General features: G+C 64.7%; 26 protein-coding genes and 1 pseudogene. 7 read left to right on the top strand and 20 right to left on the bottom strand.

Annotated features, from left to right (window positions below; translation table 11 throughout):
• Positions 1-56: 56 nt before the first annotated feature.
• The 7 genes and pseudogenes from BSY239_RS03365 to BSY239_RS03340 all read right to left on the bottom strand — a co-directional run bounded on the left by BSY239_RS03365 (position 57) and on the right by BSY239_RS03340 (position 4,320).
• The gene (locus BSY239_RS03365) at positions 57-620 is read right to left on the bottom strand and encodes an HNH endonuclease (protein WP_069045598.1); all 564 of its coding nucleotides are present in this window, start codon (positions 618-620) and stop codon (positions 57-59) included.
• 2 nt (positions 621-622) lie between these two features.
• Positions 623-820 carry a hypothetical protein gene (locus tag BSY239_RS03360; RefSeq protein ID WP_069045597.1) on the bottom strand — a complete coding sequence of 66 codons (198 nt, stop codon included), beginning with the start codon at positions 818-820 and terminating at the stop codon, positions 623-625.
• A gap of 99 nt (positions 821-919) precedes the next feature.
• Positions 920-1,108, bottom strand: coding sequence for a hypothetical protein (locus BSY239_RS22330; RefSeq protein WP_156775397.1), 189 nt, complete (start codon positions 1,106-1,108; stop codon positions 920-922).
• A 59-nt stretch (positions 1,109-1,167) separates the two neighbouring features.
• Positions 1,168-2,427, bottom strand: coding sequence for a tyrosine-type recombinase/integrase (locus BSY239_RS03355; RefSeq protein ID WP_069045596.1), 1,260 nt, complete (start codon positions 2,425-2,427; stop codon positions 1,168-1,170).
• 496 nt (positions 2,428-2,923) lie between these two features.
• Positions 2,924-3,115 (bottom strand): annotated as a pseudogene (locus BSY239_RS03350) (IS3 family transposase); the annotation flags it as partial.
• A gap of 298 nt (positions 3,116-3,413) precedes the next feature.
• Entirely contained in the window at positions 3,414-3,629 is a 216-nt protein-coding gene (locus tag BSY239_RS03345; RefSeq protein WP_069045594.1) for a hypothetical protein, read from the bottom strand.
• 181 nt (positions 3,630-3,810) lie between these two features.
• A complete protein-coding gene (locus tag BSY239_RS03340; protein WP_069045593.1) occupies positions 3,811-4,320 on the bottom strand; it encodes a DUF1993 domain-containing protein in 510 nt (169 codons plus the stop codon).
• Positions 4,321-4,667: 347 nt separating this feature from the next.
• Here BSY239_RS03340 and BSY239_RS03335 point away from each other — a divergent pair, with 347 nt between their 5' ends.
• Together BSY239_RS03335 and BSY239_RS03330 are read left to right on the top strand one after the other, a co-directional pair.
• A complete protein-coding gene (locus BSY239_RS03335; RefSeq protein WP_335583418.1) occupies positions 4,668-5,045 on the top strand; it encodes a TRAP transporter large permease subunit in 378 nt (125 codons plus the stop codon).
• Between the two features lie 265 nt (positions 5,046-5,310).
• Entirely contained in the window at positions 5,311-6,606 is a 1,296-nt protein-coding gene (locus tag BSY239_RS03330) for a flavin-containing monooxygenase (RefSeq protein ID WP_069045591.1), read from the top strand.
• Positions 6,607-6,888: 282 nt separating this feature from the next.
• On the opposite strand, the gene BSY239_RS03325 is transcribed toward BSY239_RS03330, so the two are convergent.
• Entirely contained in the window at positions 6,889-9,165 is a 2,277-nt protein-coding gene (locus BSY239_RS03325; protein ID WP_069045590.1) for a heavy metal translocating P-type ATPase, read from the bottom strand.
• Positions 9,166-9,222: 57 nt separating this feature from the next.
• Between BSY239_RS03325 and BSY239_RS21905 the strand changes: the two genes are divergently transcribed.
• On the top strand, positions 9,223-9,414 hold the full coding sequence (locus BSY239_RS21905) for a heavy-metal-associated domain-containing protein (RefSeq protein WP_056265276.1): 192 nt from the start codon (positions 9,223-9,225) through the stop codon (positions 9,412-9,414).
• A 99-nt stretch (positions 9,415-9,513) separates the two neighbouring features.
• The gene (gene cueR / locus BSY239_RS03315) at positions 9,514-10,056 is read left to right on the top strand and encodes a Cu(I)-responsive transcriptional regulator (RefSeq protein ID WP_069045588.1); all 543 of its coding nucleotides are present in this window, start codon (positions 9,514-9,516) and stop codon (positions 10,054-10,056) included.
• A 260-nt stretch (positions 10,057-10,316) separates the two neighbouring features.
• Here cueR and BSY239_RS03310 read toward each other — a convergent pair whose 3' ends face one another.
• Positions 10,317-11,666, bottom strand: a complete 1,350-nt coding sequence (locus tag BSY239_RS03310) for an esterase-like activity of phytase family protein (RefSeq protein WP_069045587.1) — start codon at positions 11,664-11,666, stop codon at positions 10,317-10,319.
• Positions 11,667-12,365: 699 nt separating this feature from the next.
• Here BSY239_RS03310 and BSY239_RS03305 point away from each other — a divergent pair.
• A complete protein-coding gene (locus tag BSY239_RS03305) occupies positions 12,366-12,887 on the top strand; it encodes a DUF4142 domain-containing protein (RefSeq protein ID WP_172823067.1) in 522 nt (173 codons plus the stop codon).
• Positions 12,888-13,068: 181 nt separating this feature from the next.
• On the opposite strand, the gene BSY239_RS03300 is transcribed toward BSY239_RS03305, so the two are convergent.
• From BSY239_RS03300 to BSY239_RS03285, 4 genes are all read right to left on the bottom strand, one after another.
• Positions 13,069-13,788: a Crp/Fnr family transcriptional regulator gene (locus BSY239_RS03300; RefSeq protein WP_172823066.1), complete on the bottom strand. Its 720-nt coding sequence runs from the start codon at positions 13,786-13,788 to the stop codon at positions 13,069-13,071.
• 227 nt (positions 13,789-14,015) lie between these two features.
• Positions 14,016-15,335: a serine--tRNA ligase gene (gene serS, locus BSY239_RS03295; RefSeq protein WP_069045585.1), complete on the bottom strand. Its 1,320-nt coding sequence runs from the start codon at positions 15,333-15,335 to the stop codon at positions 14,016-14,018.
• Between the two features lie 39 nt (positions 15,336-15,374).
• Positions 15,375-16,346, bottom strand: a complete 972-nt coding sequence (ispH, locus tag BSY239_RS03290) for a 4-hydroxy-3-methylbut-2-enyl diphosphate reductase (RefSeq protein WP_172823065.1) — start codon at positions 16,344-16,346, stop codon at positions 15,375-15,377.
• Positions 16,346-16,792, bottom strand: a complete 447-nt coding sequence (locus tag BSY239_RS03285) for an FKBP-type peptidyl-prolyl cis-trans isomerase (protein ID WP_442905760.1) — start codon at positions 16,790-16,792, stop codon at positions 16,346-16,348. The genes ispH and BSY239_RS03285 overlap by 1 nt, the downstream gene beginning before the upstream one ends.
• A gap of 133 nt (positions 16,793-16,925) precedes the next feature.
• On the opposite strand from BSY239_RS03285, the gene radC reads away from it, so the two are divergent.
• A complete protein-coding gene (gene radC, locus BSY239_RS03280; protein ID WP_069048743.1) occupies positions 16,926-17,600 on the top strand; it encodes a RadC family protein in 675 nt (224 codons plus the stop codon).
• Between the two features lie 61 nt (positions 17,601-17,661).
• A complete protein-coding gene (locus BSY239_RS03275) occupies positions 17,662-18,303 on the top strand; it encodes a Smr/MutS family protein (protein WP_069045582.1) in 642 nt (213 codons plus the stop codon).
• A 4-nt stretch (positions 18,304-18,307) separates the two neighbouring features.
• Here BSY239_RS03275 and BSY239_RS03270 read toward each other — a convergent pair whose 3' ends face one another.
• From BSY239_RS03270 to BSY239_RS03240, 7 genes are all read right to left on the bottom strand, one after another.
• On the bottom strand, positions 18,308-18,826 hold the full coding sequence (locus tag BSY239_RS03270) for a retropepsin-like aspartic protease family protein (protein ID WP_069045581.1): 519 nt from the start codon (positions 18,824-18,826) through the stop codon (positions 18,308-18,310).
• Positions 18,823-19,242, bottom strand: coding sequence for a group II truncated hemoglobin (locus tag BSY239_RS03265; RefSeq protein WP_069045580.1), 420 nt, complete (start codon positions 19,240-19,242; stop codon positions 18,823-18,825). Before BSY239_RS03265 ends, BSY239_RS03270 begins: the two co-directional genes overlap by 4 nt.
• On the bottom strand, positions 19,239-21,794 hold the full coding sequence (locus BSY239_RS03260) for an ABC transporter permease (RefSeq protein WP_156775396.1): 2,556 nt from the start codon (positions 21,792-21,794) through the stop codon (positions 19,239-19,241). Before BSY239_RS03260 ends, BSY239_RS03265 begins: the two co-directional genes overlap by 4 nt.
• Before the next feature lie 148 nt (positions 21,795-21,942).
• Positions 21,943-22,575 (bottom strand): uracil phosphoribosyltransferase, encoded by a 633-nt coding sequence (gene upp / locus BSY239_RS03255; RefSeq protein ID WP_069045579.1) that lies wholly within the window; start codon positions 22,573-22,575, stop codon positions 21,943-21,945.
• A 71-nt stretch (positions 22,576-22,646) separates the two neighbouring features.
• A complete protein-coding gene (locus BSY239_RS03250; RefSeq protein ID WP_069045578.1) occupies positions 22,647-23,507 on the bottom strand; it encodes a formate dehydrogenase accessory sulfurtransferase FdhD in 861 nt (286 codons plus the stop codon).
• Positions 23,508-23,615: 108 nt separating this feature from the next.
• On the bottom strand, positions 23,616-24,008 hold the full coding sequence (locus tag BSY239_RS03245; RefSeq protein ID WP_069045577.1) for a hypothetical protein: 393 nt from the start codon (positions 24,006-24,008) through the stop codon (positions 23,616-23,618).
• 34 nt (positions 24,009-24,042) lie between these two features.
• Complete coding sequence (locus tag BSY239_RS03240) at positions 24,043-25,260, bottom strand: formate dehydrogenase subunit gamma (protein WP_069045576.1); 1,218 nt, start codon at positions 25,258-25,260, stop codon at positions 24,043-24,045.
• Positions 25,261-25,265 lie beyond the last annotated feature (5 nt).

Here is a 25,265-nt window from a genome sequence, read left to right as displayed (position 1 = left end):
CGTGTTCCCTGGTTGATCTCCTGCAATCGAAGATCAGACATCAAAGGTCAAAATTTTCAGACTGCTTGCCCACCTATCGTCTGCGTCACAAATTCAAGGGCGGTACGGTCTCGCTTCGAGAGGTTGCACGGGACACAAGCGGCGAACAGGTTCGTGATCTCGTCCAGCCCGCCCAGCGCCTTCGGGAATGCATGCTCAATGTGCCACTTGCCATCAAGGCGGAGAGGCGTTGAACAGTAGTGGCACCGACCACCGCATTTGTCGAAGATTTCCCTCCGCCTTCTAGAGACTTGCGCCTGCACCGTGTCTCGAATGGGAGGCTGCGCAAACGCATCAGGTGGCCACAATTCGCCCTGCCCTAGAGATTGCTCGCGGTCCGCTGCCTCAACCCGGGCCAGTTCAGCGGTGGCTCGCAACACTTCCCGAGCAGACGCGAGCGCACTCAGCTTGTCACCTGCGATGCTGAGCACGATCCCCGGGCCGGGTTCGATCACGAGATAGTGCAGGGAATGCAGGCCGTGAGACACGCTCGGCAATGTGGCGAGGGCGTACTTACCCATGCCGAACAAGCCCCCATAGATGGGACGATGTCGGAGCGCCGAGGCGTTCACGGCTTGCACACTCAGTCCATGACGATGATGCAGTTGCGAGTACCGTACTTCGCTTGCATCAACTTCAGAGCCTTTTGGGCCTTGTCACTGCTGTGGAACCAAGGAGTCTTCTGCTCCTTGCCCTCCTTGAGGAAGTGGACGATGTAGCGCGGGGCAGCGATGGGGGCCTGCCAGCGATTGCGCTGATCGTGGAAAATCTGAGAAGCCATGTGAACCTCCTACGTTCAACTGGTCAGGGGCTGGTTGGTGTTAGCGCACCTTCCGGCCCCGTCTTTTTGCCCTGCATAGGCCGCTGCAGGGCTGAGCGGTTACTTCTTGGGCGGCTTTGCCTTGTCGATACGTTCCCGCACCCAAGGCGCGCCGCCGAGTTCACTGAGCTTCTCTTTCTGCGGCACGGTCATCTTGATCGTCACCGGGACCATCACCCCATCTGGTGATTCAGGCTTTCTTCCTTGGCCTCTTCCGGCTCCACCTCGCTTCGCAGGTTGATCGCTCATGTGATTTGATATGGTATTACTTAAACAAACGTGAGACAACCCCCAAATGGGGGAAATGTTCAGGCGCCAGATCTCATTTGCACAACTTTCCCCCCAGCGTTGGGCAGGGTGGTGCAGTAACTGGCCCACGCCTCCATGAGCTTCGTGCGCCTCTCAAACAGGTCGCTGCGCATGTAGGCCGCCTCTGTCTTGTCTCCCAGCCTGTGAGCCATCGCGCGTTCTGTCACCTCTCGCGGGAAGTTGGTCATCTCAGACGCCCAGTTCCTAAATGTCGAACGGAAGCCGTGAGGCACTCCATTGGCCTCCATCCCCTTCATGAGCTTACTCATCGCCATATCTGAAAGCGGGGTGGACTTTCGGGGGGACGGGAAGATCAACTCGGTGCCTGCAGTCTTTGGAATGCTCTCCAGCAACTTGAGCGCGGCAGGAGCAAGCGGCACCCGGTGCGTGACACCCGCCTTCATCCGCTGCTTCGACCCCTCTGAGTCGTCTCCCGGGATCAACCAGGTGTTTGTCTCCAAGTCGATCTCGCTCCACGAAGCGTGGCGCACGTTGTGCGAGCGCACGTTCGTCAGGATCAAGAACTCTAGGGCGCGAGCCGCTGTACCTTCCTGCCTGCGCAGTTGGTCAAAGAACGCGGGCAACTCCTTAACCGGCACGGATGGGAAGTGCTTGGACTTGGTGATCTTGTTTTTGGCGGGGAGCAACGTTGAGAGGTTCCCCTTCCATGCAGCAGGGTTCACCCCGCCTCTCAGGCCTTTTGTCGTCGCCGATGCGAGTACCGACTCGATACGTCCGCGCACCCGGTTTGCGGTCTCAGGCTTGGTGTGCCAGATTGGCTCAAGGATCTGCATGACGTGCTGGAGGGTCACGTCACGAACCATCATGTCGCCGATCAGTGGGTAAGCGTAAGTCTCAAGCGTTCGCTCCCATTGGCTTTCGTGCTTCTCGTTCTTCCAAGATGACTTGTGAGCGGCAATGTGCAGCTCTGCGCAAGTTCTGAACGTCACGTCCTTGGCGCGGCTGGCAGTCAGACTACGATTCTCAGAAATCTGCGCATCAATCGGATCAATGCCCTGTTGCACGCTGTCCCTTGCGATCTGAGCTTTGCGACGTGCATGGGCTATACCCACTCCCGGATAGGCTCCAAGGCCCATCTTGCGACGCTTACCTCCCACCACCACTCTCAAAAACCAGCTTTTGGTTCCTGTAGGGCTGATTTGCAAGTGGAGGCCCGCGACGCCCCCCGCTGCATAAGTCCCAGGCTTGGTGAGACGCGCTATGTCGAGCGCCCCTAGTTCGCTAGCTTTCTTCGGCATCTAATTCCCTATGGGCCATCCGGCGTGCCATCAAGTTTGAGATTGAATGATACGTCGAAAGATCACGCAGGAGGCGAGCCGCTCCCGCTCCCTCTGTAGATCTGGAATTTTGAGACGATATGAGATGTCTCAATGCCTGAAATTGGCGGACACCCTCTCCGCCAGTCAAAAGACACCTGAAAAAGCCCTTGTGGATCAAACATCTGCAAGGGCTTCTTCTTTGGCACTTTCCCCACGCAGTTCCCCCAAGCGTCGCTTGTTTTCCGGCGGAAGCTGCAGACAAGGTCTAAAGGTTCTCCGCCAGAGCCCCCCAGCACCTCGGCCCATTTGCTTGGGGTCGTCCAAGTCGGGCCCACCGCCGGTATCGTCTGGATTGTTCTGGCGACTCCCGCGAGCAGTGTCCGCACTCGCAGTGCGTTGGGCGAGGTCTTCCTCGCCTGTCGAGTCCCACCGATCTCTGACCCGAAGGGGGTGCAGCGTAATTCTTGGACTGGTTTCAGTTGATCAAGCCCAGACTTTCGCGGTACTCGATGGGGCTGAGGGAACCCAACGACATCTTGATCCGTCTTTCGTTGTACCAGAGGATGTAATCGTGCACCGCTCGGATGAACACCTCGATGGTGGTCGACTTCCCATCCCGCGGGTAGAACATCTCATTCTTCAGGCGCCCAAAGAAACCTTCGCAGGCCCCCGTGACCCATCGGCGGAACAACATTCGGGCGTCGCAGTTGTGCTCACGCCAGGGAACGACTGGCTTGCAAGGACCCGTCGCCGTTCGAGCGCTGCCGAATGGGACTGGCCCGTCTCTGGAGGAACAACCTGCATGCTGTGCGGACACCAGGTCCAGCGGCCTTCCGCCAGCGTCGGGACAGGGAACCCGCACCTTTCTCAGGTTGACCCGCGGCTCACCTTCGCTGGCACAGCAGCCCAAGGGCGGGATGGCCACGCTGCGCAGTGCCGGACGCCCTGCAGGTTGAAACGGCCCATCAGGCGCCTTGCACCCTGGCTTCGTAACCGGCCTCGGCCAGCGCGGCAGCCAGGTCTTCCGGCGCGATCATGGCGGTGTGGCTGATCCAGGCGGTCTGCTCGGCCAGGTGCACGTCGGCCTGATTCACACACGGCAGGTCTTGCAGTTCGAACATGACGGCGTCGGCGTCGTCCTGCGTTCGCATGGTGGGGATGTGGAAGATGGTTTCTGGCATGTGGTGCAAGGTTCAGCGCGGGCTCATCCTCACGGCTCCGAATGGCGAACGGTGACATCACCAGGACATGCACATCCGGTCACCGCTTGCGGATGGTTGGACTGCCGGGGCTTGCGGACAGGCCTCGACAGTCGCGAAGTCATTTCTGGATCGGGCGCCTGGCCAACGAGGCCTCGCTGATCTAGTACGCGCCCATGTAGTCACGTTTGCCGATCGGCACGCCGTTGTGGCGGAGGATTGCATAGGTGGTGGTGACGTGAAAGAAGAACTGAGGCAGTCCATAGTTGGCCAAATAGGCTTGGCCGCTCAGCTTCTTTTCCTTGGGCGTACCTGGCCGGAGGACGATTTCACTGCTCTCCTTGCCTTCAAACTGCGCCGCGTTCACGCTGTCCAGAAAAGCCAATGTCTCCGTCAGCAATGCACCAAGATCAGCAAAGGTCGTCTGACTGCCTTCGATCGTTGGAATTTCCACGCCTGCGAGCCGGGCGGCAATGCCGCGCGAGAAGTCGGCCGCAATTTGTACCTGCTTGATCAGTGGAAACATGTCCGGGAACAGTCGAGCCTGCAGGAGGGCATCTGGCTCGATGGCTTTCGCTGAAGCATGCTCGGCGGCCTGCACAAGGATGTTCTGCAAAGCGGTCAGCATTTGCTTCAAGACCGGAACGGAGTGGCTGTACATTGGACTGATCATGTGGATTCCGGTGGGTGTGGTGTTGGGGCCGAAAGCGCAAGCTGCACGGCGCTGGGATGGTTCAGGCTGACCTCGTCCGAACCTCATTCAGATTGCTTCGGAGCCTGCACCACACTTTACCCCGTGGGCGGGAAGGCAAAGCAGACCGGATCGCCGAATCAGCGGGAAACAAGGGGGTGCGCCATTGAGGTCTGCTGTCGTGCGATCTGCCGCCGTTCGTGATGCTGTTCGCCGATCGCCGCTCACTGCTCTCACCGTCGTTTTGACCCGCAAGGTTTCAAGGTCCGAGACCAGTCTTGAGCGGGCATGGGCCAGCAAAGCCCCGTTTCGGAGGGTCTCCGGCCAGGGTGTCTGCCACTTCGGTTGACGGTCATGGCTGCTTCGAGAGCCGCTGGAGCATGCTGCTGGCCTTGAATCTGGGCTTCTTCGCCATGGCAGCCGTGATGGACGAGATCGCCATCATGGTGATCCTCGGCCCCATGTTGATCAGCATTGCCAACCAGTTTGGTGTGGATCCGATCCACTTCGGCGCCATGATCGTCACCAACGTGGCCATCGGCATGGCGACCCCGCCGATCGGCTACTGCCTGTTTGTCGGCATGGCTATCGGGGGCGTCGGTCTTTGGCCTTTGTCTCGCGCAATCGCACCCTTCATCTTGATGATGCTCGTCGTTCTGATGCTGGTGACTTACGTGCCTTCGGTTGCATTGCTGCTGATCCAGTGATTCAAAACCGATCGGGGACCGCGCCGCGGCGATGGCTGCCGCTGATGGGCGAGGTGATGGCGGCTGGAGGCAGCACACTGCAGCGAATGGGCGGCCACCCAAACGCCAGAAGCGTTGGCCGTCGGCTCGCCGCAGTGCAGCAGCGTGCGCGGGCCGACATTGGCTGACGGGTCCAAGGTGGACCGAGGTGGCCGATCGCGCTGTGCATGGACAGGCGCGACCTGCCTGGGGCATGATGCGGCGACACCCCCGCCCAAAATTCCCCATGCAAATCACCGGCAAACGATTCGACGTGGCCATCGTGGGCGGCGGCCTGGCCGGCGTCGTGGCCCTGGCCTATGCGCGCCGGGCCGGGCTGGACGCCGTGGTGCTGGAGCGCCAGGGCCGCGTGGGCGGCCTCTGGCGCGACCTCCCCGCGTGGCAGGACATCCAGATCAGCACCGTCGACTGGCAGCTGGGTGAGCTGCCGCTGCAGGGCGCGACCCAGCCGCACATCCTGGCCAACATCGAAGCCTGGGTCGAGCACTTCGACTTGGCCGACGGCATTCAGCTGAACACGCCCGTGCAGGCCGCGCGCGAAGATGCCGCCGGCTGGGAACTGGTCACGCCCAAGGGCCTGGTGCATGCGAGGCACCTGGTGGCGGCCACGGGCGCGCACAACACGCCCGCGATCCCGGATTGCCCGCGCACCGGGAGCACGGTGCGGGAGTTCCACTCAAGCGCCCTGCGAGACCCAGGCCTGTTGACCGACCGCAGCGTGCTTGTGGTGGGCGGTGGTGCCTCGGCCTTTGACCTGCTGGACCTGTGTTTTCAGCAGGGCGCGCGGCGCGTGGCCTGGGCCTTTCGTGGCACGCGGTGGTTTGTGCCCACGCGCAAACCGAAGCACATCGCCGGCAGCGTGCGCGGCTTTGCCCGCCTGCAGGCCAGCGGCATGACGGCCGCGCAACAAAGCGCCACCATTGGCGCCGACATGCGGGACCGCTACGAAAAATTCGGCATCACCGACATCATGCCCACGCGGCCCTTCGACGTGCTGCACGACCAGCTCATTCCCGGGCGCCCCGGCATGCTCGAGCACTATGCGGACATTGATCGCCACCACGCCAGCGTGGACAACATCACCGGCGACACGGTGGCGCTGTCAAACGGGCAGCGCGTGCAAACCGAACTCCTGCTCTGGGGCACCGGCTACGGCATCGACCTGTCGTACTTCGCGACAGAAGCGATCGCGTCCATCCGCAAGGTGGACGAACTGGCGGCGCGTTGCGGCTGCATCTTTCGCAGCCTGGACGCAGCCAACCTGTATTTCCCCGGCGTCGGCCTGGACGGCATTGGCTCGGCCACGTGGTCCTACTCGTTGCTGTGCCGCACCATCATGTCGCACATACAGGGCACGGCGCGGCTGGACGAGGTGGCGATGGGCCACAAACTCAACCACTTCGACATCGTCAACCACCTCGCCCCGCGCGACCCGGCGAACTACCTACCCGACAGCTGGGAGGCGCACTACCGCGACCTCGCGCTCAACACGCCGGATGAGCGACCGTATCCGATTCCTTGAGGCGAGGTCCGCCCGCTCAACTGGAGGACGGAAGAAGCCATTGAGCAGCATGGTCCCGACGATGGTGCACTCGTCCAGTCCACCCGAGCGCTGCAGGTGGCGCACTGGTGACAAAGGATCATGAGCAGGCCAGAAGCAACGACGTGGGTGTCGGTTTGAGGCTGGTTGCAGTCGGTCGGAATCGACCTTGCGAACGGGTGGTCTCGCCTGAAGCAGACCGTAGGGCAACGTACCGAACCGCCCCGAGGCGGTTCATGCACCCTCACACAGTTGCTACGGAATTCAACCTCTGCGTTTCCAACCGCGCAGCAGCAGCGCATTGCTCACCACGCTCACGCTGCTCAACGCCATGGCCGCACCGGCCACCACCGGGTTGAGCAAACCAGCCACCGCCAGCGGAATGCCGATCACGTTGTAGGCAAAGGCCCAGAACAGGTTCTGGCGGATCTTGCGGTAGGTTCGGCGCGAGATATCGATCGCATCGGCCACCAGCGCGGGGTCGCCCCGCATGAGCGTGATGCCGGCGGCGTGCATGGCCACGTCGGTGCCGGTGGACATGGCAATGCCCACATCCGCCGAGGCCAGCGCCGGTGCATCGTTGATGCCGTCTCCCACCATGGCCACCGAACGGCCACCTTCCTTGAGCCGGTTCACGATGGCCGCCTTGTCGGCGGGCAACACCTGAGCTTCAATGTGATCGATACCGAGCGCGCTGCCCACCGCGATGGCGCTGCCCAGGTTGTCGCCCGTGACCATCACCGTGCGGATGCCCAGATCCTGCAGGCTCCGAATGGCGGTGAAGGCGCTGGCCTTGGGGGTATCACCAAAGGCCAGCATGCCCACCAGCGCAGGTGCCTCCGTCATGTCGGCGAGCCATGACACCGTGCGTCCCTCGTCTTCAAGCTCGCTGGCAGGCTCAGCCAGTGCGGAAGTGTCCACCCCCAGCTCCTGCATGTAACGTGGACTGCCCAGACGCAGTGCGCGTCCCTGCACCTCGGCCGACATGCCCCGTCCCGGCACGGCGCTCACCTTGGCGGCGGAGAGCAAAACAAGGCCGGCCTCCTCGGCAGCGTTCATCACGGCACGCGCGAGCGGGTGTTCGCTGCCTGCCTGGATCGCGGCACTCCAGGACAGCAACTGATCATCATGACCAGGAGCCGCCACAGCCGCCACCAGCGTCGGTTTGCCTTCGGTGAGCGTGCCCGTCTTGTCGAAGGCGACAGTGTCGATGCGGTGCGCCACTTCAAGCGCCTCGGCGTCCTTGATCAGGATGCCTTGGCGCGCGGCCACCCCGGTACCGGCCATGATGGCGGTCGGTGTCGCCAGGCCCAGGGCACAAGGACAGGCGATCACCAGCACCGCCACCGCGTTCAGGATGGCTTGCTCCCAGTTGCCTGTGGCCAGGCCCCAGCCCAGCAGGGTGAGCGCGGCGATCAGCAGCACCACCGGCACAAAGACGGCACTCACGCGGTCCACGATGCGCTGGATCGGGGCTTTCTTCGCCTGTGCCGATTCGACCATGCGCACGATGCGCGAGAGCGTGGACTCGGCACCCACCGCCGTGGTCTCCACCAGCAGCAGTCCTTCCGCGTTGACAGCGCCGCCGGTGACCCTGTCGCCGGCGTGTTTGGCCACCGGAAGGCTTTCGCCCGTGATCAGCGACTCGTCCACCTGGCTGGATCCCGTGATGACGACACCATCGACCGGCATGCGCTCGCCCGGGCGAATCACCACGGTGTCGCCCACCTTGACTTGCGCAATGGCGACGTCCACATCGCCATAGGGCATGCGCACGCGAGCCACCTCGGGCTTGAGCGCGTTGAGGGCAGCGATGGCGGCCGTGGTCTGGCGTCTGGCGCGCGACTCCAGCCACTTGCCCAGCAGCACCAATGTGACGATCACGGCCGATGCTTCAAAGTACAGGTGCGGCATGCCGTGACCGGTGTGCTTGAACAGCAGGTAGACACTCAGACCGTATCCGGCGCTGGTACCCAGGGCCACCAACAGGTCCATGTTCCCTGCACCTGCGCGCACGGCCTTCCAGCCTGCGCGGTAGAAGCGCGCGCCCAGCCAGAATTGAACGGGCGTGGCCAGCGCGAGCTGCAACCATCCATTGATCGTCCAGTCGGAGCCGAACAGCATGGCAATCATGGGCAGCACCAAGGGCAGCGACAGAACGGCGGCGAGCGCTACCGGCCACCATGGCTCCCCTTTGAATCTTGTGGGCTGTGCTCCCTGATCCACGCTGGGTTCCTTGCCCACGCTGTAGCCTGCCTTTTGCACCGCAGCCACCAGGCTGGCAGGCAGCGTGGAAGCAGCGGCGTTCACCGTGGCCCGTTCGGTGGCCAGATTGACGCTGACGTCCTTCACGCCAGCAACGGCCTTCAAGGCCTTTTCGACGCGGCCCACGCACGAAGCGCAGGTCATGCCTTCGATGGGAAACTGATGCTCGATGAGCGACAAAGTGGCGGTGTTCATGAGGTGCTCCTTGGGTTGAGAGAGGAGCGAATGTTTGGCCTTGCCACGATGGCAAGCGCAACGCCAGATTCGACTTGACATTGCCCCCGTGGCAATGTCCACAGTGCGGATTCCCTCAACGCACTTACGGAGTCATCCATGCACGAATTTCACCTCCCCGACATGACCTGCGGCCATTGCGCCTCCAAGGTAAACGTCACTCTGAAACTGGTTGATCCAGCTTGCGAGATACAGGTCGACCTGCCTCGGCGGCTGATCACCGTGAAAAGCGGTGAAGACCGCGATGCTTTGGTCGAAGCGCTGGCTGATGCCGGCTACCCAACTCTCTGATGCCTGCTCGTCAAGGCTCTCTCTGTGAGGGCCTTGACCTTCCCACCATGGCAGGCTGCATCCTCGGCCCATGCCCTCATTCATTCCACGGAGTTCCACATGACCCCACTCATGAACATCGGCGAAGCGGCCGCTGCCGCTGGCGTCTCCGCGAAGATGATCCGCCACTATGAACAGATCGGCCTGCTGCCCGAGGCAGAACGCAGCGAGGCGGGCTACCGACTCTATGGCGACCGGGAGGTCTCGGTGCTGCGCTTCGTCCGGCAGTCGCGCCACCTGGGGTTCTCGGTGGCACAGATCGCCGAGCTCATTGGCCTGTGGAGTGATTCACAGCGCACGAGCCGCGAGGTGAAGGCCGTGGCGCAACGTCACCTGGCGGACCTTGAGGAGAAGCGACGAGAAATCGAGCAGATGATGGACGGGCTCTCGGTCTTGGTGACGGCCTGCCACGGCAACGAACAGCCGCACTGCGCGATCCTGGACAAGCTCTCCCGCGGAACCCTTGCCCAGCACCAGCCCCGGCAAAAACCCCAACTCAAAAGATCCCGTATTCAGACCGAGATACCCAGAGTCGGTACTTCCAGCCCCATCGACCTCATGGCCTGGATGCGCGGCGTGCATGTTCACCATGACGCTACGTGAGTGAATGGACCGATCGTCGTGGTTCGAATTTGACATCCAGGGGCCGTCTCCTGGCTGCTCATGTGACGCTGTCAATGCTGACTTCTTCATTGATGACCATGCTCGATGCATCCACGCCGAACACCCTCAACCCGCCTGGACCAGACAACCGCCGTCGAGCATCGGCCAGGCATTTCAACGCGCGGGCGAGAGGGCCATTCACTCCAGCCGAGATGGGTGAACCTGCCCAGCCTCGGCGTCGACAAAGGCCGGGCTTGGACTCAGCGCGCTGACAGGAAGTCGCCCACTTCGAGCAACACCAGTTCGTTGTCGTCGGCCTTGTTGGGCTCGCGGCTGCTGGAGAACGGCAGGTTGTTGTCGTTGCCGACCACGATGTGCCGCGCATCGACCAGGTCGACATTCTCGATCGTGAAGAAGGGCAAGGTCAGCACGCCGTTGTCCAGCGGCTTGCGGGCCACCTTGTTCGGGTCGGCGATGTTCATCAGGTCGATGTAGCCGATCTTGCGCAAGGGGCCGCCCACGTTGGCTTCGCTCATCTCCACCTTGTACACGCGCTTGAATTTGGCAAGGTCGTGGAAACAATCGGCGCGTTTGGTGGCTTCCGGGCAGGCCTTGTCGGCCGTGCCTTCGCCGTTGTCACGCTCGATGATCAGGCCCTCGGTCGCGCTGATCATGTTGAAGTCGCCGATGGCGTGGTGGTTGGCTTCCAGCACATACTTCCAGTGGCGGCCGGTCCACTGCTGCGTTGCCACGTCGAACTCGAGCACGCGCAGGTAGTGCTTGCCGTCGACGGCTTCGGCGGCCTTGGTTGCCTCGTCGTGGAGCGCACCTTCGAGCAAGGCATACAGCTTGCTGCCGTCTTTCGACGCAGCCATGCCCTCGTAGCCCTTGGAGCGGCGAACCTGGAACTTCACCTCACCACCCGGTGCGCTCGGCGTGGTGACGGCAGGATGGTCGGGCGAACGCACGGGCTTGCCGTCCACCTGCGTCTCGAACACGGCCTGCACCTTGCCGTTCATGTCGGCCTTGATGAGGTAGGGTCCGAACTCTTCGCCGATCCAGATGGAGCCGCCAGCGAACTGGAAGCTTTCGAGATCGAAGTCGGAGCCGGTCAGGTAACGCTTCCTGGTGCCTTCGTGCAGCACGCGGAAGGGCACCTTCTTGTCCGGGTCGTGCAGGAACACGGTCTTCAGACGCGTGAACTGGCCACTCTTGAAGTCGACTTTGTAGTGATTGAGGTAGAGCCCGAAGTCGGGTGAGTTGGCTTTGGCGCCCGCGCCGTTGTCCGTGAGGATCCAGAACGTGCCGTCGGGCATCTTCTTGATGCCCGAATGGCCCTGGGCAGGCTGGCCTTTGAAGGGCAACGAAACACCCGTGGGGCGGCCACCCGAGAGGCCTTCGACGCTGCCCGGCTTTTCGACCAGTTTGCCGGTGGTGAACTTGCCGCTGACCTGCAGGTCGGCCGGCGCATCCTTGGGCGCAGGGATGAAGGTCTGCGCGGGCAGAAGGGCATGACCCGCAAGCGTGGCCGGGTAGGCGTTCTGGGCCTGGGTGGCAACGCTCACACCGGCAAGGGCCAGGACGATCAGTGCATGGGTATGGAGCTTCATGGGGGAGGGCTTTCGTCGGTTGGGATGAACGCGCGCCTCGCTCGCCCGGTGGGTAGCGTGGACAGCTCGCCCAGCTTGCCGGTTCCGCTTGACAGCAGCGCGACACTTTCGTGACGGCGTGTTTACAGGGTCGACCAGTGCGGCTGGAAACTCCAGCGGCCCGGCGGCACCGTTGCGCGCCACCTCGGTCAGCTCGCCCGCGGGGCTGATGCGCACCAACGCGTTGAGTTCGTTGATCGCCACCCACAGCGGGCCCCGCCACTGACGTAGAGGCGACCCTCGCAATCGAAGTCGCTGCCGTTGGCGCCGGGCAGCCCGGTGGCAAAGGTCTGGGCCACGCCGGGACGGGCCGGGTCCGGCTCTGTTGCGCGCAGCCCCGCGGTCCACCACCACCGGTCGTGGGTTCTCCGGGTCGATCCGCATCACGTTGCCCGACACCCGGTCGGCCACGTACAGCAGGCCGTTGCGGTCGGCGCCTGGGCTGCGGAGATGGCACAGCCAGCAAGGGCCAGCGCAAGAACAGCAAGTCAGGCTTGCAGGACACAAGCTCGCGCCCACGTTCGCTATCGCACCGACCGGAACGAACTTCTTGTCCATCCTTGGATGGGTGTCGTGCTAGCCATGTCCGGCGTGGCGAGGCCCAGGCCAGGTCGTCTGGTCGACGGTTGAGGGAGCAGCAATATGAGTGCGCAGACATGGGTGCAAATCAGCTTGGCAGCGGTGCTGCTGAACAGCGGCATGGCCATGGGAAGCCCACTGGTCGATGGTGATCGCAGGTTCCTGGACCGGGTCGCCGAACAGGGCCACGCAGAACAGATGGCCAGCGGCGCGGCGCTCAACAAGGCGACCGACCAACGGGTGCGCGCCTTCGCACGCCGGCTGATGGATGACCAGGTCAACCGCTCTGCCGAGCTGCAAACGCTGTCTGCGTCGAAGGACCACAGGACACCGGGCGAAGCGTCCCTGGCGCACAAAGGCCAGGGAATCCCGATCGTCAAGCTGAGCGAAGAACACTTCGATCTGCGCTACATGCATCAGATCGGCGTGGTGGGCCATGAGGCCAGCGTGCGGCTGTTCGAAGAGGCCTCGCGCAGCGCCCATGACCCCGAGGTCAAAGCCTTTGCCGCCAGGCACCTGCCCACGCTTCGGCAGCGACTGCAAACGGCCAGGCGGCTCAAGGCCGCGGTGGATCTGAAGATCGGTGCCCGCCCCAAGCCCTGAACACGGGGAACGGTGAAGCGCAGCCCCACAGGCGGCAGACAGCCACCCTGCCTGATCGCCTGTGAACATGGACCTGTTCAGGAGAACACACATGACCCCTTCCACCGTGCCATCGCCGAAGCCGGCGTTGATGGACAAGGCCCTCGCCCGAACGTTGACGCGGCCAGGCGGTTGATGCGGTTCAGATCGCCGTGATGTCGGGCAGCAATCGGTCGTATTCGCTCTTCACCACCTGATAACACTCGCAGGTCCTTCGCTCGAGCTTCTGACGGTCCAGGACCGAGATGTGGCCACGCGCATAGCGGATGAGGCCGGCCGCCTGGAGCTTGAGCGCGGCTTCGGTGACGCCCTCGCGGCGAACACCCAGCATGTTGGCGATCAGCTCCTGCGTCATCACCAGCTCATTGCCCGGCAGGCGGTCCAGGCTGAGCAGCAGCCAGCGACACAGCTGCTGGTCCAGCGAGTGGTAGCGGTTGCACACCGCGGTCTGGCTCATCTGGGTGATCAGGGCCTGCGTGTAACGCAGCATGAGGTGCAGGACCGCGCTGGAATGCTCGAACTCGTCCTTGATGACGGCAGCGCGAAGCCGGTAGCCCTTGCCCGCGCTCTGCACCACCGAGCGGTTGGGTGTGGTGCCGCCTCCCATGAAGATGGAGATGCCCACCACGCCCTCGAAGCCGACCACCGCAATCTCGGCCGACGAGCCGTTTTCCAGCACATAGAGCAGCGAGACGATGGCACTGATGGGGAAATACACATACGTCAGTGGTGCCCCCGACTCGTACAACACCTTGCCCAGAGGCAGATCCACCAACTCAAGCTGGGGCAACCAACGTTGCCACTCGGCATCGGGCAAGCAGGACAACAGGTGGTTCTGGCGGGGGTGTTCGGGTTCGGTCAAATGGCGCCCCTCCGGGGTGACAACTGTCCCGGTGCACGGCTGACACGCCGGGTGTACGCCTGCCGGGGCACTTTGAAAAGCACCGTCTGTCCAAATGACCCGGGCCCCGTCCTGCCCCTCCGGCCACGCCCATCCGGCACTGCTGAGGGTCGCAAACGCCAGGAGAACCGCAGACATGAAAAAGCCCCGCGATGCGGGGCTTTCCCTGCGGGCAAGACCCCGTGGCCTCAAGCCGGCGTCAGACGCTCCAGGCCGCCCATGTAGGGACGCAGCACCTCGGGCACGGTCACGCTGCCGTCGGCGTTCTGGAAGTTCTCCAGCACCGCCACCAGCGCACGGCCCACGGCCAGGCCCGAGCCGTTGAGCGTGTGCACGAGCTCGTTCTTGCCTTGCGCGTTCTTGAAACGCGCCTGCAGGCGGCGCGCCTGGAAGGCTTCGCAGTTGGAGACCGAGCTGATCTCGCGGTAGGTTTCCTGCGCAGGCACCCACACCTCCAGATCGTGTGTGCGCGTGGCGCCAAAGCCCATGTCGCCGGTGCACAGCGCCAGCACACGGTAGGGCAGGCCGAGCTTCTGCAGGACGGCTTCGGCGTGGCCAGTCATGGCGTCCAGGGCTTCGTAGCTTTTGTCGGGATGCACGATCTGCACCATCTCGACCTTGTCGAACTGATGCTGGCGGATCATGCCGCGCGTGTCGCGCCCGGCGCTGCCGGCCTCAGACCGGAAACACGGCGTGTGCGCGGTGAGCTTGATCGGCAGCTCGGCCTCGGCCACCACGGTGTCGCGCACCACGTTGGTCAGCGTCACCTCGCTGGTGGGGATGAGGTAGAGCGCTTGCGTGTCGGGCACGGCCTCGCTTTCCTGGCCACCCTTCTTCACCGCAAACAGGTCACCTTCGAATTTGGGCAACTGGCCGGTGCCGCGCAAGGTGTCGGCGTTGACGATGTAGGGCGTGTAGCACTCGGTGTAGCCGTGCTCCTGGGTTTGCACGTCGAGCATGAACTGCGCAAGCGCCCGGTGCAGGCGCGCGATGGGGCCGCGCATGAAGGTGAAGCGCGAGCCGGCGAGTTTGGTGCCGGTGGCGAAATCCAGCCCGAGCGGTTCGCCCACGTCCACGTGATCGCGCACGGCGAAGTCGAACACGCGCGGGGTGCCCCAGCGGCGCAGCTCGACGTTGCCGTGTTCGTCGCTGCCCACCGGCACACTCTCGTGCGGCAGGTTCGGCACGGCTTGCAGCAGGGTGTGCAGCTCGGCCTGGATGACGTCCAGCCGGGCGGCGGAAGCGTCGAGCTCGGCCTTGAGCGCGCCCACCTGCGCCATCACGGCGTCGGCCTCGGCGTGTTGGCCCTTGCCCTTGAGCATGCCGATCCGCTTGGACAGGCTGTTGCGCTGGCTTTGCAGCTCTTCGGTGCGGGTCTGCAGCGACTTGCGCTCGGTTTCCAGGGTCTGGTAGGCGGCCACGTCCAGAAACGGTTGTGGGCTCTTGCGCGTTTCCAGCCGCGCGACGACCCCGGGGAGGTCTTTTCTCAGTTGAACGATGTCTAGCATGCGGCGATTGTAGGTTTGGGCAAGCGGTGCACGACGGGCTCAGCGCAGGTGCTGCAAGGGTGCGGCGTCTTCGCCGTCCATCTTCAGACCCTTGGGCAGCGGGAACTTGATGGTCTCGGTCAGGCCGTCCATGGTGCGCACAGAGATGGCGCCCAGTGCCTTGATGCGCTCGATCACCTGGCGCACCAGGATCTCGGGCGCGGAAGCACCTGCCGTCAGACCCACGCGGCGCTTGCCCTCAAACCACTCGGCCTTGAGTTCGTCGGCGCTGTCCACCATGTAACTCACCGTGCCGAGCTTGACGGCGACCTCGCGCAGGCGGTTGCTGTTGGAACTGGTGGGGCTGCCCACCACGATCACGATGTCCACCTGCGGGCTCAGCAGCTTCACGGCATCCTGCCGGTTCTGCGTGGCGTAACAAATGTCCTGCTGCTTGGGTTCACGCACCTGCGGAAAACGCACCTTCACGGCTTGAAGGATCTCGGCCGCGTCGTCCACCGAGAGCGTGGTCTGCGTCACCACCGCGAGCTTGGACGTCTGCGCAGGCGACACATGCGCCACGTCGGCCACGTCTTCCACCAGGTGGATCCCGCTCTCCAGCTGGCCCATGGTGCCTTCGACCTCGGGGTGGCCCTTGTGGCCGATCATGATGAACTCGAAGCCCTCGCGGTGCAGCTTGGCCACTTCCACGTGCACCTTGGTCACCAGCGGGCAGGTGGCATCGAAGATGTTGAAGCCCCGCTGCTTCGCTTCGTCCTGAATGGCCTTGCTCACACCGTGGGCCGAAAACACCAGCGTCGCACCCGCCGGCACATCGGAGAGTTCCTCGATGAATACCGCGCCCTTGGCCTTGAGGTCGTTCACCACGTAGGTGTTGTGCACGATCTCGTGGCGCACATAGATGGGCCGGCCGAACTTGGCAAGCGCACGCTCGACGATTTCGATGGCGCGGTCAACGCCGGCGCAGAACCCTCTGGGTTCGGCCAGGACAATTTCTTGGGACATCGGCATCACAGCACCCCGATCAGTTGCACTTCAAACCGCACCGGCTGGCCGGCGAGCGGGTGGTTGAAATCGAACAGCACGGCGCCGTCTTCACGCACCTGCAACGCCGCACCCGCGTAGGTGCCGAGGCCGTCGGGCGTGGGGAACTGCACCACGTCGCCTGCCACATACCGTTCATGCGGATCGCCGAGCTCGCTGAGCAGCTTGCGCGCCACCCACTGCACCATCTCGGGCTGGCGCTCGCCAAAGGCCTCGCCCGCAGCCAGCTCGATGACGGTGTGCGCACCCTCTTCCAGGCCCATCAGGCGCTGCTCGATCGCGGGCGAGAGTTCACCCATGCCCAGGCTCAGCGTGGCGGGCTTGCCGGCAAATGTGTCGATGATCACCTGCCCCTGCGGACCGGACATGCGGTAGTGCAGGGTGAGGAAGGAGCCTTCTTGGACTTGGGGCATGGGCGGGGTGGAGAGCATGAGGGAGAGTGTGGCGCACGGGGCCCCGAACCGGGGCTCCGCGCAAGGCGTTGTGCCCGTATTGTAAAAAGCGGGCTGACTCAGGGAGGAAAACCGAATGGATGGCCTTGTCGTGGTGGGACTGAAGAGCTTGCCCACCGACGCGCGACCGCGCGAAAAATTGCTGGCCCGCGGGCCGTCCTCGCTCAGCGACGTGGAGCTGCTGGCGCTGCTGCTGCGCACGGGCATCCGCGGCAAACACGTGGTGCAGCTCGCGCAGGAGCTGCTGGAGCACTTTGGCGGCATGGCCGGTCTGCTGCACACCAGCGCCGAAGCGCTCAAGCAGATCAAGGGTCTGGGCCCGGCCAAACGCGCCGAGGTGCTGGCCGTGCTCGAACTCGCCCGCCGCGCCCTCACCCAGCGCCTGCAGGAAAAAACCCTGATGGAGAACCCCCAGGCGGTGCGCGAATACCTGCAGCTGCAGCTGGGTGGACGTCAGCACGAGGTGTTTGCGGTGCTGTTCCTCGACACGCAAAACCGGCTGGTGGCGCTCGAAGAGCTGTTTCGCGGCACCTTGACGCAGACCAGCGTGTACCCGCGCGAAGTGGTTCTGCGCGCCCTGCACCACCACGCCGCCGCCGTGGTGCTCGCGCACAACCACCCCAGCGGCACCGCCCTGCCCTCGCGCGCCGACGAGGCCCTGACCGCCACCCTCAAGTCGGCCCTGGCGCTGGTGGACGTGAAGGTGCTCGACCACTTCATCGTCACCCGCAACCAGGCCGCGTCCATGGCCGAAATGGGCCTGATCTGACCCTGCAGGGTTGATCGGGTCACCACCCTGCAGCGAACAGGTGCTCCGTCACAATCGCGCCATGAAAGTCAACACGCTGGCCGACCTCAAGGCGCTCAAACGCGCCATGGCCGAGCGGGCCGCGGCCGAAGCCGTCCAGCGCGAGGCGCTGCGCCAGGCCGAGCTGCGACGCGAACGCGAACGCCGCCTGTTTGCGCTGGCCGTGGGGCCGGTGCAAGCCATCGTCGACCCGGGCCGCATCGCGCCACGGGTGGTGCCGGTGGAGCCCCTGCCCGTGCAACGCCAGCGCGACGAAGCTTCGGTGATGCGCGAAGCGCTGAGCGACGAGTTCGACATCGAGACCCTGCTGCACACCGACGAGATGCTGAGCTACCGCTGCCCGGGCATCGGGCCGGACGTGATGCGCAAGCTGCGCGAAGGCAGCTGGAGCATCCAGCGCCAGATCGACCTGCACGGCCTGCGCACCGACGAAGCCCGCGAGGCCCTGGGCCGCTTCATCCGCGAGGCCCACCAGCAAGGTCTGCGCTGCGTGCGCGTGGTGCACGGCAAAGGCCTGGGCTCACCCGGCCGCACCCCGGTGCTCAAAAACCGCGTGCTGCGCTGGCTGGTGCAGAAGAGCGAGGTGATGGCGTTTGTGCAGGCGCGGCCGGCCGAAGGTGGGGCCGGCGCGCTGGTGGTGCTGCTCAGGTCGGGCGGCGCCTGACAGCTCAGCGGGGCGTGAGCCGCATCTCGCCCTTCAGTATCTGAATGTCGAAGCGCGAGAGGAAGCTCTGGCCCAACAGCGCCTTGTCGGCATCCAGCCCCACCAGACCCACCGCCACCGTGGTGCCGTTCAGGCCCAGGTGCCCGGCCTGCACCGGCACCTGGCGCAAGACCCGGCCTTGCAGCGGTCCGTTGGCGGTTTGAAAGGTCACGCTCTGGCCTCCTTCCAGGTTCGCGCGGCGGGCGAAGTCCTCGCTCACGGTCACGGTGCTGGCGCCGGTGTCCATCAGGAAGGTGACGGCTTCGCCGTTGACCTGGCCCTGCACGCGGAAGTGGCCGTCGCGTCCGCGTGGAATCACCAGTTCGCCTTGGTCGTTGGCATACGGCTGGCTGCCGGCTGCGCGGCCTTGCTCGACGTGATCAAACGCCAGGTAAAGCGCCCCCATGAGCGCCAGCCAGAACACCACGATGCCCAGGGCGCCGCGGCGCGTGGTCTGCGCCACGTTGGGCGTGGGCTCGCTCATCCATGCGACCCGGGTTGGTTGCGCATCCAGTCCGCGGTCTGGAAAAAGCTGGTTTTGAGCCGCGCGCGCAGCGCCGCGTCCACACCCGTCTCACCCATCGCCTGGTCCATGCAGGCCAGCCACTGGTCGCGTTCCTGCACGCCGATGGAAAACGGCATGTGGCGCATGCGAAGACGGGGATGGCCGAATTGTTCGGTGTAGTGCTGGGGGCCGCCGAGCCAGCCGCAGAGGAACCAGAACAGTTTTTGCCGCGCGTCTTCGAGCGTGTTGCCATGGGCGGCGCGCAGTTCGGCGTAGCCGGGTTCGATGTCCATCAGGTCGTAGAAGCGGTCGACCAGGGCGCGCACCTTCACCTCGCCGCCGATCCATTCAAACGGGGTGGCAAACGGCGCGGGTTCTTGAATGTCTGTCGTCATGCCGTCGCCTTGCGCAAGGTTTCCACCACCGGCGTGCGCAACACGCTGCGCAGCCCCCACCAGCCGGCCACCAGCGCCAGCACGGCGCCGGCCAGCGCGCCGCCCAGCGGCACCCAGGGCGAGGCGGTCCAGGAGAACTGGAACACGTAGCGCGCGAGCGCCCAGCCCACGGCCACCGCCACGCTCGACGCCAGGAAACCGGCGAGCAGGCCCACTCCCAGCAACTCGATGCGCTGCACCTGGCGCAGCAGCCTGGAGCCTGCCCCCACGGCGCGCAGGATGGCGAATTCGCGTTCGCGCTCACCGCGCGTGGCCGTGATGGCGGCGAGCAGCACCACCAGACCGGCGGCGAGCGTGAAGGCAAACAAGAACTCCACCGCGCTGATGACCTGACCCAACACACGCTGCACCTGCGCGATGGTCTGGCTCATGTCGACGTTGGTGATGTTGGGAAACTGGCGCACCAGCGTGTTGTCGAAGCTGGCGCCGGCAGCACTCGCGCCATCGGGTGCGCGAAAGGCGCTGATGAAGCTCACCGGCACGTTGGGCACGTCGGCCACCGGGAACACCACGAAGAAGTTCACCCGCATGGAGCCCCAGTCCACCTTGCGCAGGCTGGTGATGCGGCCTTCGGTGACTTGCCCGCCGATGTCGAAGCCCAGGCGGTCGCCGAGCTTCAAGCCCAGGGTTTCGGCCAGGCCTTCCTCCACGCTCAGGGCATCGGCTTCGTTGTCGGTCCACGTGCCCTGCACCACCGGGTTGTTCTCGGGCCGCGTGGCTGTGTTGGAGAGGTTGAACTCGCGATCCACCAGGCGGGCTGCGCGGTCGTCGGTGTAGTCCTCGGGCTTCACCGCTGCGCCGTTGACGCTCACCAGCCTGCCGCGGATCATGGGGTACCAGTCGAATCGCTCCACACCGGCGGTGCGCAACGCTTGCTGGAACTCGGTGCCCTGCTCGGGCTGCACGTTGATCACAAAACGGTTGGGCGCGTCGGGCGGCGTGGCGTTGCGCCAGCTGGCAATGAGGTCGGTGCGCAGCAACACGAGCAGCACCAGCGCGAGCAGGCCAACCGAGAGCGCGCTGATCTGCACCACCGCATAGGCCGGGCGGGCCGAGAGCTGGCGCGTGGCCATGACGAGCGCGCGCGGCGCGGTGGCTTCGTTCACGCTGGCGCGCAGCAGGCGCACGGCGGCGTAGCTGGCGGCGGCAAACAGCAGCACGGCGGCCGCAAAACCACCCACTGCAATGCCGCCCAGCAGCAGGTCGCGGCTGGCGGCCAGCAGCAGCGCGGCAAAACCCGCCATGCCCAGCGCCAGCACGGCCAGCGTGGCCGGCTTGAGCTGGCCCACGTCACGGCGGATCACACGCAGCGGTGGCACCTTGGCGAGCTGCAGCACGGGCGGCAGGCCAAAGGCCATCATCAGCGTGAGGCCCATGCCCAGGCCGAGCAGCACCGGCGTGATGCCGGGCGGCGGCAGGCTGGCTTCAACCAGGCCCGCGAGCAGCACCACGAACACGTGGTGCACCGCGTAACCAATGGCCACGCCCAGCGCGCTGGCGAACAGACCCACCAGCGCAAATTCGAGCGTGTAGGCGCGCGCCATGGTGCCTTGCGAGAGGCCGAGCACACGCAGCATGGCGCAGTCGTCCAGGTGGCGTTGTGCGAAGCCGCGCGCGGCGATGGCCACGGCCACCGCGCACAGCAGCGCGGCCAGCAGGGCCACGAGGTTGAGGAATTTCTCGGCTCGCTCCAGCGTCTGCTGCATTTCGGGCCGCCCGCCTTCGAGCGACTCCAGCCGGATGCCGCGCACGCCGGGCTTGGCCACCTCGGCCTGGGCCCATTGATTGAAGCGCGCCACACGGGCTTCGTCACCCACCACGGCCAGGCGGTAGTTGAGGCGGCTGGCGGGCTGCACCAGGCCGGTTGCGGGCAGGTCGGCGTTGTTGATCATCACGCGCGGCGCGAAGCTCATGAAGCCGGCGCCCCGGTCGGGTTCAACCACGATGACACGCGCGATGGTGAGCGACGAGTCGCCCAGCAACAGCGGCTGGCCCATCTGCAGGTTCAGGCTGGCGAGCAAGGCGGCATCGACCCAGGCGGTGCCGGGCGCGGGAATTTCACGCGTCGGCGCATCGGGAGCGGTGGGCGTCTCGGCCACGCGCAGGCTGCCGCGCAGCGGGTAACCCTCGCCCACGGATTTCAAAGCCACCAGCCGGGCGCTCCCGCCCTCTTCTTCCCGGGCGCGGCCCATGGTGGGAAAGTTCAGCGTCTGCGCCACGGTGAGGCCCAGCTCGCGCGCCTGCTGCTCAAAGGCGGGCGGTGGCGCGTTGTCGCTGCTGATCACCACGTCGCCCCCGATGAGCGCTCGCGCGTCGCGCGACAGCCCGCCCTGCAATCGATCGGCAAAGAACCCCACCGCTGACAAGGCCGCCACGGCGAGCGTCACCGCCAGCATCAGCAGCCGCAACTCACCAGCCCGCCAGTCGCGGACCAGGGAAGACCAGCCCAGGGTCCAGAAACGGATGGGCAGGGAGGTGGTGGGTGTACTCATTCGCAGGACCTTATCGCATCAACAAAAGCCACACACCAAACCAGCGCGAAGTGCCTCACCCAGAACACCGCGGAACGGGCTTTGCCCGGCCGCAGGTGTTGCCCCCTTGAGGGGGTGACGCGCTGAAAGCGCGGCGCGGGGGTGCCTCTTATTTCGTTCCAAAGATTCGATCGCCCGCGTCGCCGAGACCCGGAACGATGTAACCGTGTTCGTTCAGGCCCCGGTCCACCGCGGGGGTGTAGATCGGCACATCGGGGTGCGCGTCATGGAAGGTCTTGATGCCTTCGGGGCAGGTGACCAGGCACACAAAACGGATCGAGCGTGGGCCGGTTTTCTTCAAGCGGTCCACCGCCGCCACGGCCGAATTGCCGGTGGCCAGCATGGGGTCGAGCACGATCACGTCGCGCTCGTGCATGTCCTGCGGCATCTTGAAGTAGTACTCCACCGCCTTCAGCGTGGCCGGGTCGCGGTATAGGCCGATGTGGCCCACGCGCGCGCCGGGAATCACCTGCAGCATGCCGTCCAGAAACCCGTTGCCCGCGCGCAAGATGGAGGCCAGCACGACCTTTTTGCCGTCGATCACGCGCGAGGTCATCTTCTCCAGCGGGGTCTCGATCTCGATGTCCTGCATGGGCATGTCGCGCGTGATCTCGTAGGCCAGCAGGGCGCTGAGTTCGTGCACGAGTTCGCGAAAGCTCTTGGTGCTGGTGTCCTTGCGGCGCATCAGCGTGAGCTTGTGCTGCACCAGCGGGTGGTCAATGACGTGGACGTCTCGGCTCATGGGGGTTCCCGGCTAAAAAAAGTGAACCGAGTTTATGCCCGAACCCCCGGGCACACGCCGCGTGAGGACGGTCAGGAGGGCGTGGCTGCGCGCTCCCGCGCCACCGGTGCGGGCGGCGGCACGGCATCGAGCACCAGGCGCTCGGGGTGCGTGTAGCAGAGAAAGTGTTTGTTGGTGGCCCGGCCAATCGCACACAGGCCCACGCGCTGCGCCACGTCCAGACCCATCTGCGTGATGCCGCTGCGCGAGACCACCACCGCCACGCCCATCTGCGCGGACTTGATGACCATCTCACTGGTCAAGCGCCCGGTGGTGTAGAAAATCTTGTCCCCCGGGGGCAGGTCGGTTTGCAGCGGGATCCAGCCGGCGATGGTGTCCACGGCGTTGTGGCGGCCGACGTCTTCAACGAACAGTTGAAGCGCTTCACCGAGGAACAGCGCACACGCGTGCACCGAACCGGCCGACTTGTAGGTGCTCTCTTTGAGCCGGATCGCGTTGACGATGGCGTACAGCTCCGACTGGCGCAGCACCATGGTCTCCGGCAGGCGAATGCTGTCGATCTCGTCCATGAGGTTGCCGAACACGCTGCCCTGGCCGCAGCCGGTGGTGACCACGCGTTTGGAGGTGCGCTCTTCGATGTGGTCGATGCCGTGCCGCGTCTTGACGGAGGCGGCACCCACGTCCCAGTCCACGGTGATGGACTCGATCTCGTCGCTGGAGGCGATCAGGCGCTGGTTGAGCAAATAACCCAGCACCAGCCACTCGGGGTGCGCGCCCAGAGTCATGAGCGTGACCAGCTCGCGCTTGTCCACATACACGGTGAGGTCTCGCTCGGCCGGGATGAAGATGGACTCGCGCTCACCAAACTGGTTCATGACCTCGACTTCGCGGGTCAGCGGTGCACGGGCCTGGGTGAGTAGGGGCAAGGGCATGGGGGCAGACTACAGCAAGTTCGAAGGCAACAAAGTCAAAGGGCCGGCACCCGAAGGTGCGGCCCTTTCACATGCTGGCAAACCGGCAATGGGCAGCGTTGCCGCCGATCACTTGCCGGTGGTGGCGGCAGCGGGCGCCTTGCCGCTGGGCGGGCTGGCCGCCGTGGTGGTGGGCGAATGAGCGCCCGCGGCTTCGACCGGTTTCGCCACGGCGGTAGCAGCGGCTGCCACGTAGGTGAACGGGCCGGGGTCGGCGCAGGCGGGCAGCGCCGCAGCGGGCTTGACCGGCTTGCCGGTGGACGCCGCGGTCTTGAAGTAGTTGCCCGCGGCACGGTCCATGGACAGGCACAGCTTGTAGTTGTCGACCTTGGCGGCCCAGGCCGTCTTGGCCTTGGCTTCCTCGGCCTTGGCCTTGGCTTCGTCGGTCAACACGGGTGCGGGCAGCTTGGCGAACACGGACGTGGCCAACAGCATCGAGAGGCACAGAAGGCTGCGTTTCATGGGATTTCCTTGTCTCAGAGAATGGGGTGGACGCTCAGGCAACGCGCGGCGCATCGCTGGCCGCGGCGGCGGCTGCCGTGCGGTGCGCGGGGATCTTGCCGGCCTTGATGTCGTCGTACCAGAGTTCGTGGTGTTCCTTGGCCCAGGTCTCGTCCACATAGCCGGTCTTCATGGCTTTGTAGGCGCCTTCCATGCCGATGGTGCCCATGTAGATGTGGCCCAGGAACATGGCCATCATCAAAACGGTGGCGACACCGTGGATCATGTGGGCCACCTGCATGTTGGCGCGGGTGTAGTCCACGGCCGGCACGATCTTGTCGAGGAACACGCCGGAGCCCACCACGATCAGGCCCAGGAAGAACACGCCACCCCAGAACACGACCTTCTCGCCCGCGTTGAAGCGGTGCGAAGGCACTTCGGCGCCACCGAACAGGCCACCGGCCTTCATGATCCACGCGAAGTCTTCCTTGCTGGGCCAGTTGTCCTTGAGGAAGGTGAAGAACACCACCACCAGCGACACCGCAAACAGCGGGCCGGCAAAGTTGTGCATGTTTTTCAGTGCGTAGGTCAGCCAGCCAAACAGCGTGCTGCCGATGATGGGCAGCAAGAAGAACTTGCCAAACGCCATCACCACACCCGACACCGCCAGCACCACAAAGGTGATGGCGTTGACCCAGTGAGCGGCACGCTCCACGTAAGTGAAGCGCTCGATGACACGGCCGGTCTCGCTGCCGTGCAGCTTGATCGTGCCTTTGCCAAAGTAGAACAAGGCGAGTGCCACCAGAGCGATCAACAGCAGCGAACCACCGTAAGGAATGATCCAGTCGTTTCGCACCTGGCGCCAGGCTTCACCAGCGTTGGTGAGGCTGGAGCCGGGGTACTGCACAAAGCCCTGGATCATGTTGCCGGACTCGGGGTACGGCAGGCTCGAATAGCCCGTGACACCCTTGCCCACATCGCGCCACATGGGCGCGTTGTTGCCGGGCTGGACCTGGCCGCGCTCGGCATTGGTCTGCTCGCTGTACTTGGGGTCGGTGGACGCGTCGGGCGCGATCTCGAAGATATTGGCGCTCTTGATGCCGCCCTGCTGGGTGGTGGCGGGAGCGGTCACGGCCGCAGGGGCCGGATCGTCCTGCGCAGCCGGTTTTGCAGGGGCTTGGGCCTGAGCCATGCCGGCGCTCAGCGCCAGCAGTGCGGCAGCCAGGAAAGGCGATGCGAGCTGGCGCAAGCCAGCGGTCAAAAACCGTTGCATACAGC

It is taken from the genome of Hydrogenophaga sp. RAC07 (assembly GCF_001713375.1).
Lineage (GTDB): Bacteria > Pseudomonadota > Gammaproteobacteria > Burkholderiales > Burkholderiaceae_C > Hydrogenophaga.
Note: the sequence above shows the minus strand (reverse complement) of the source record. Positions and strands in the feature narration are given on the sequence as shown.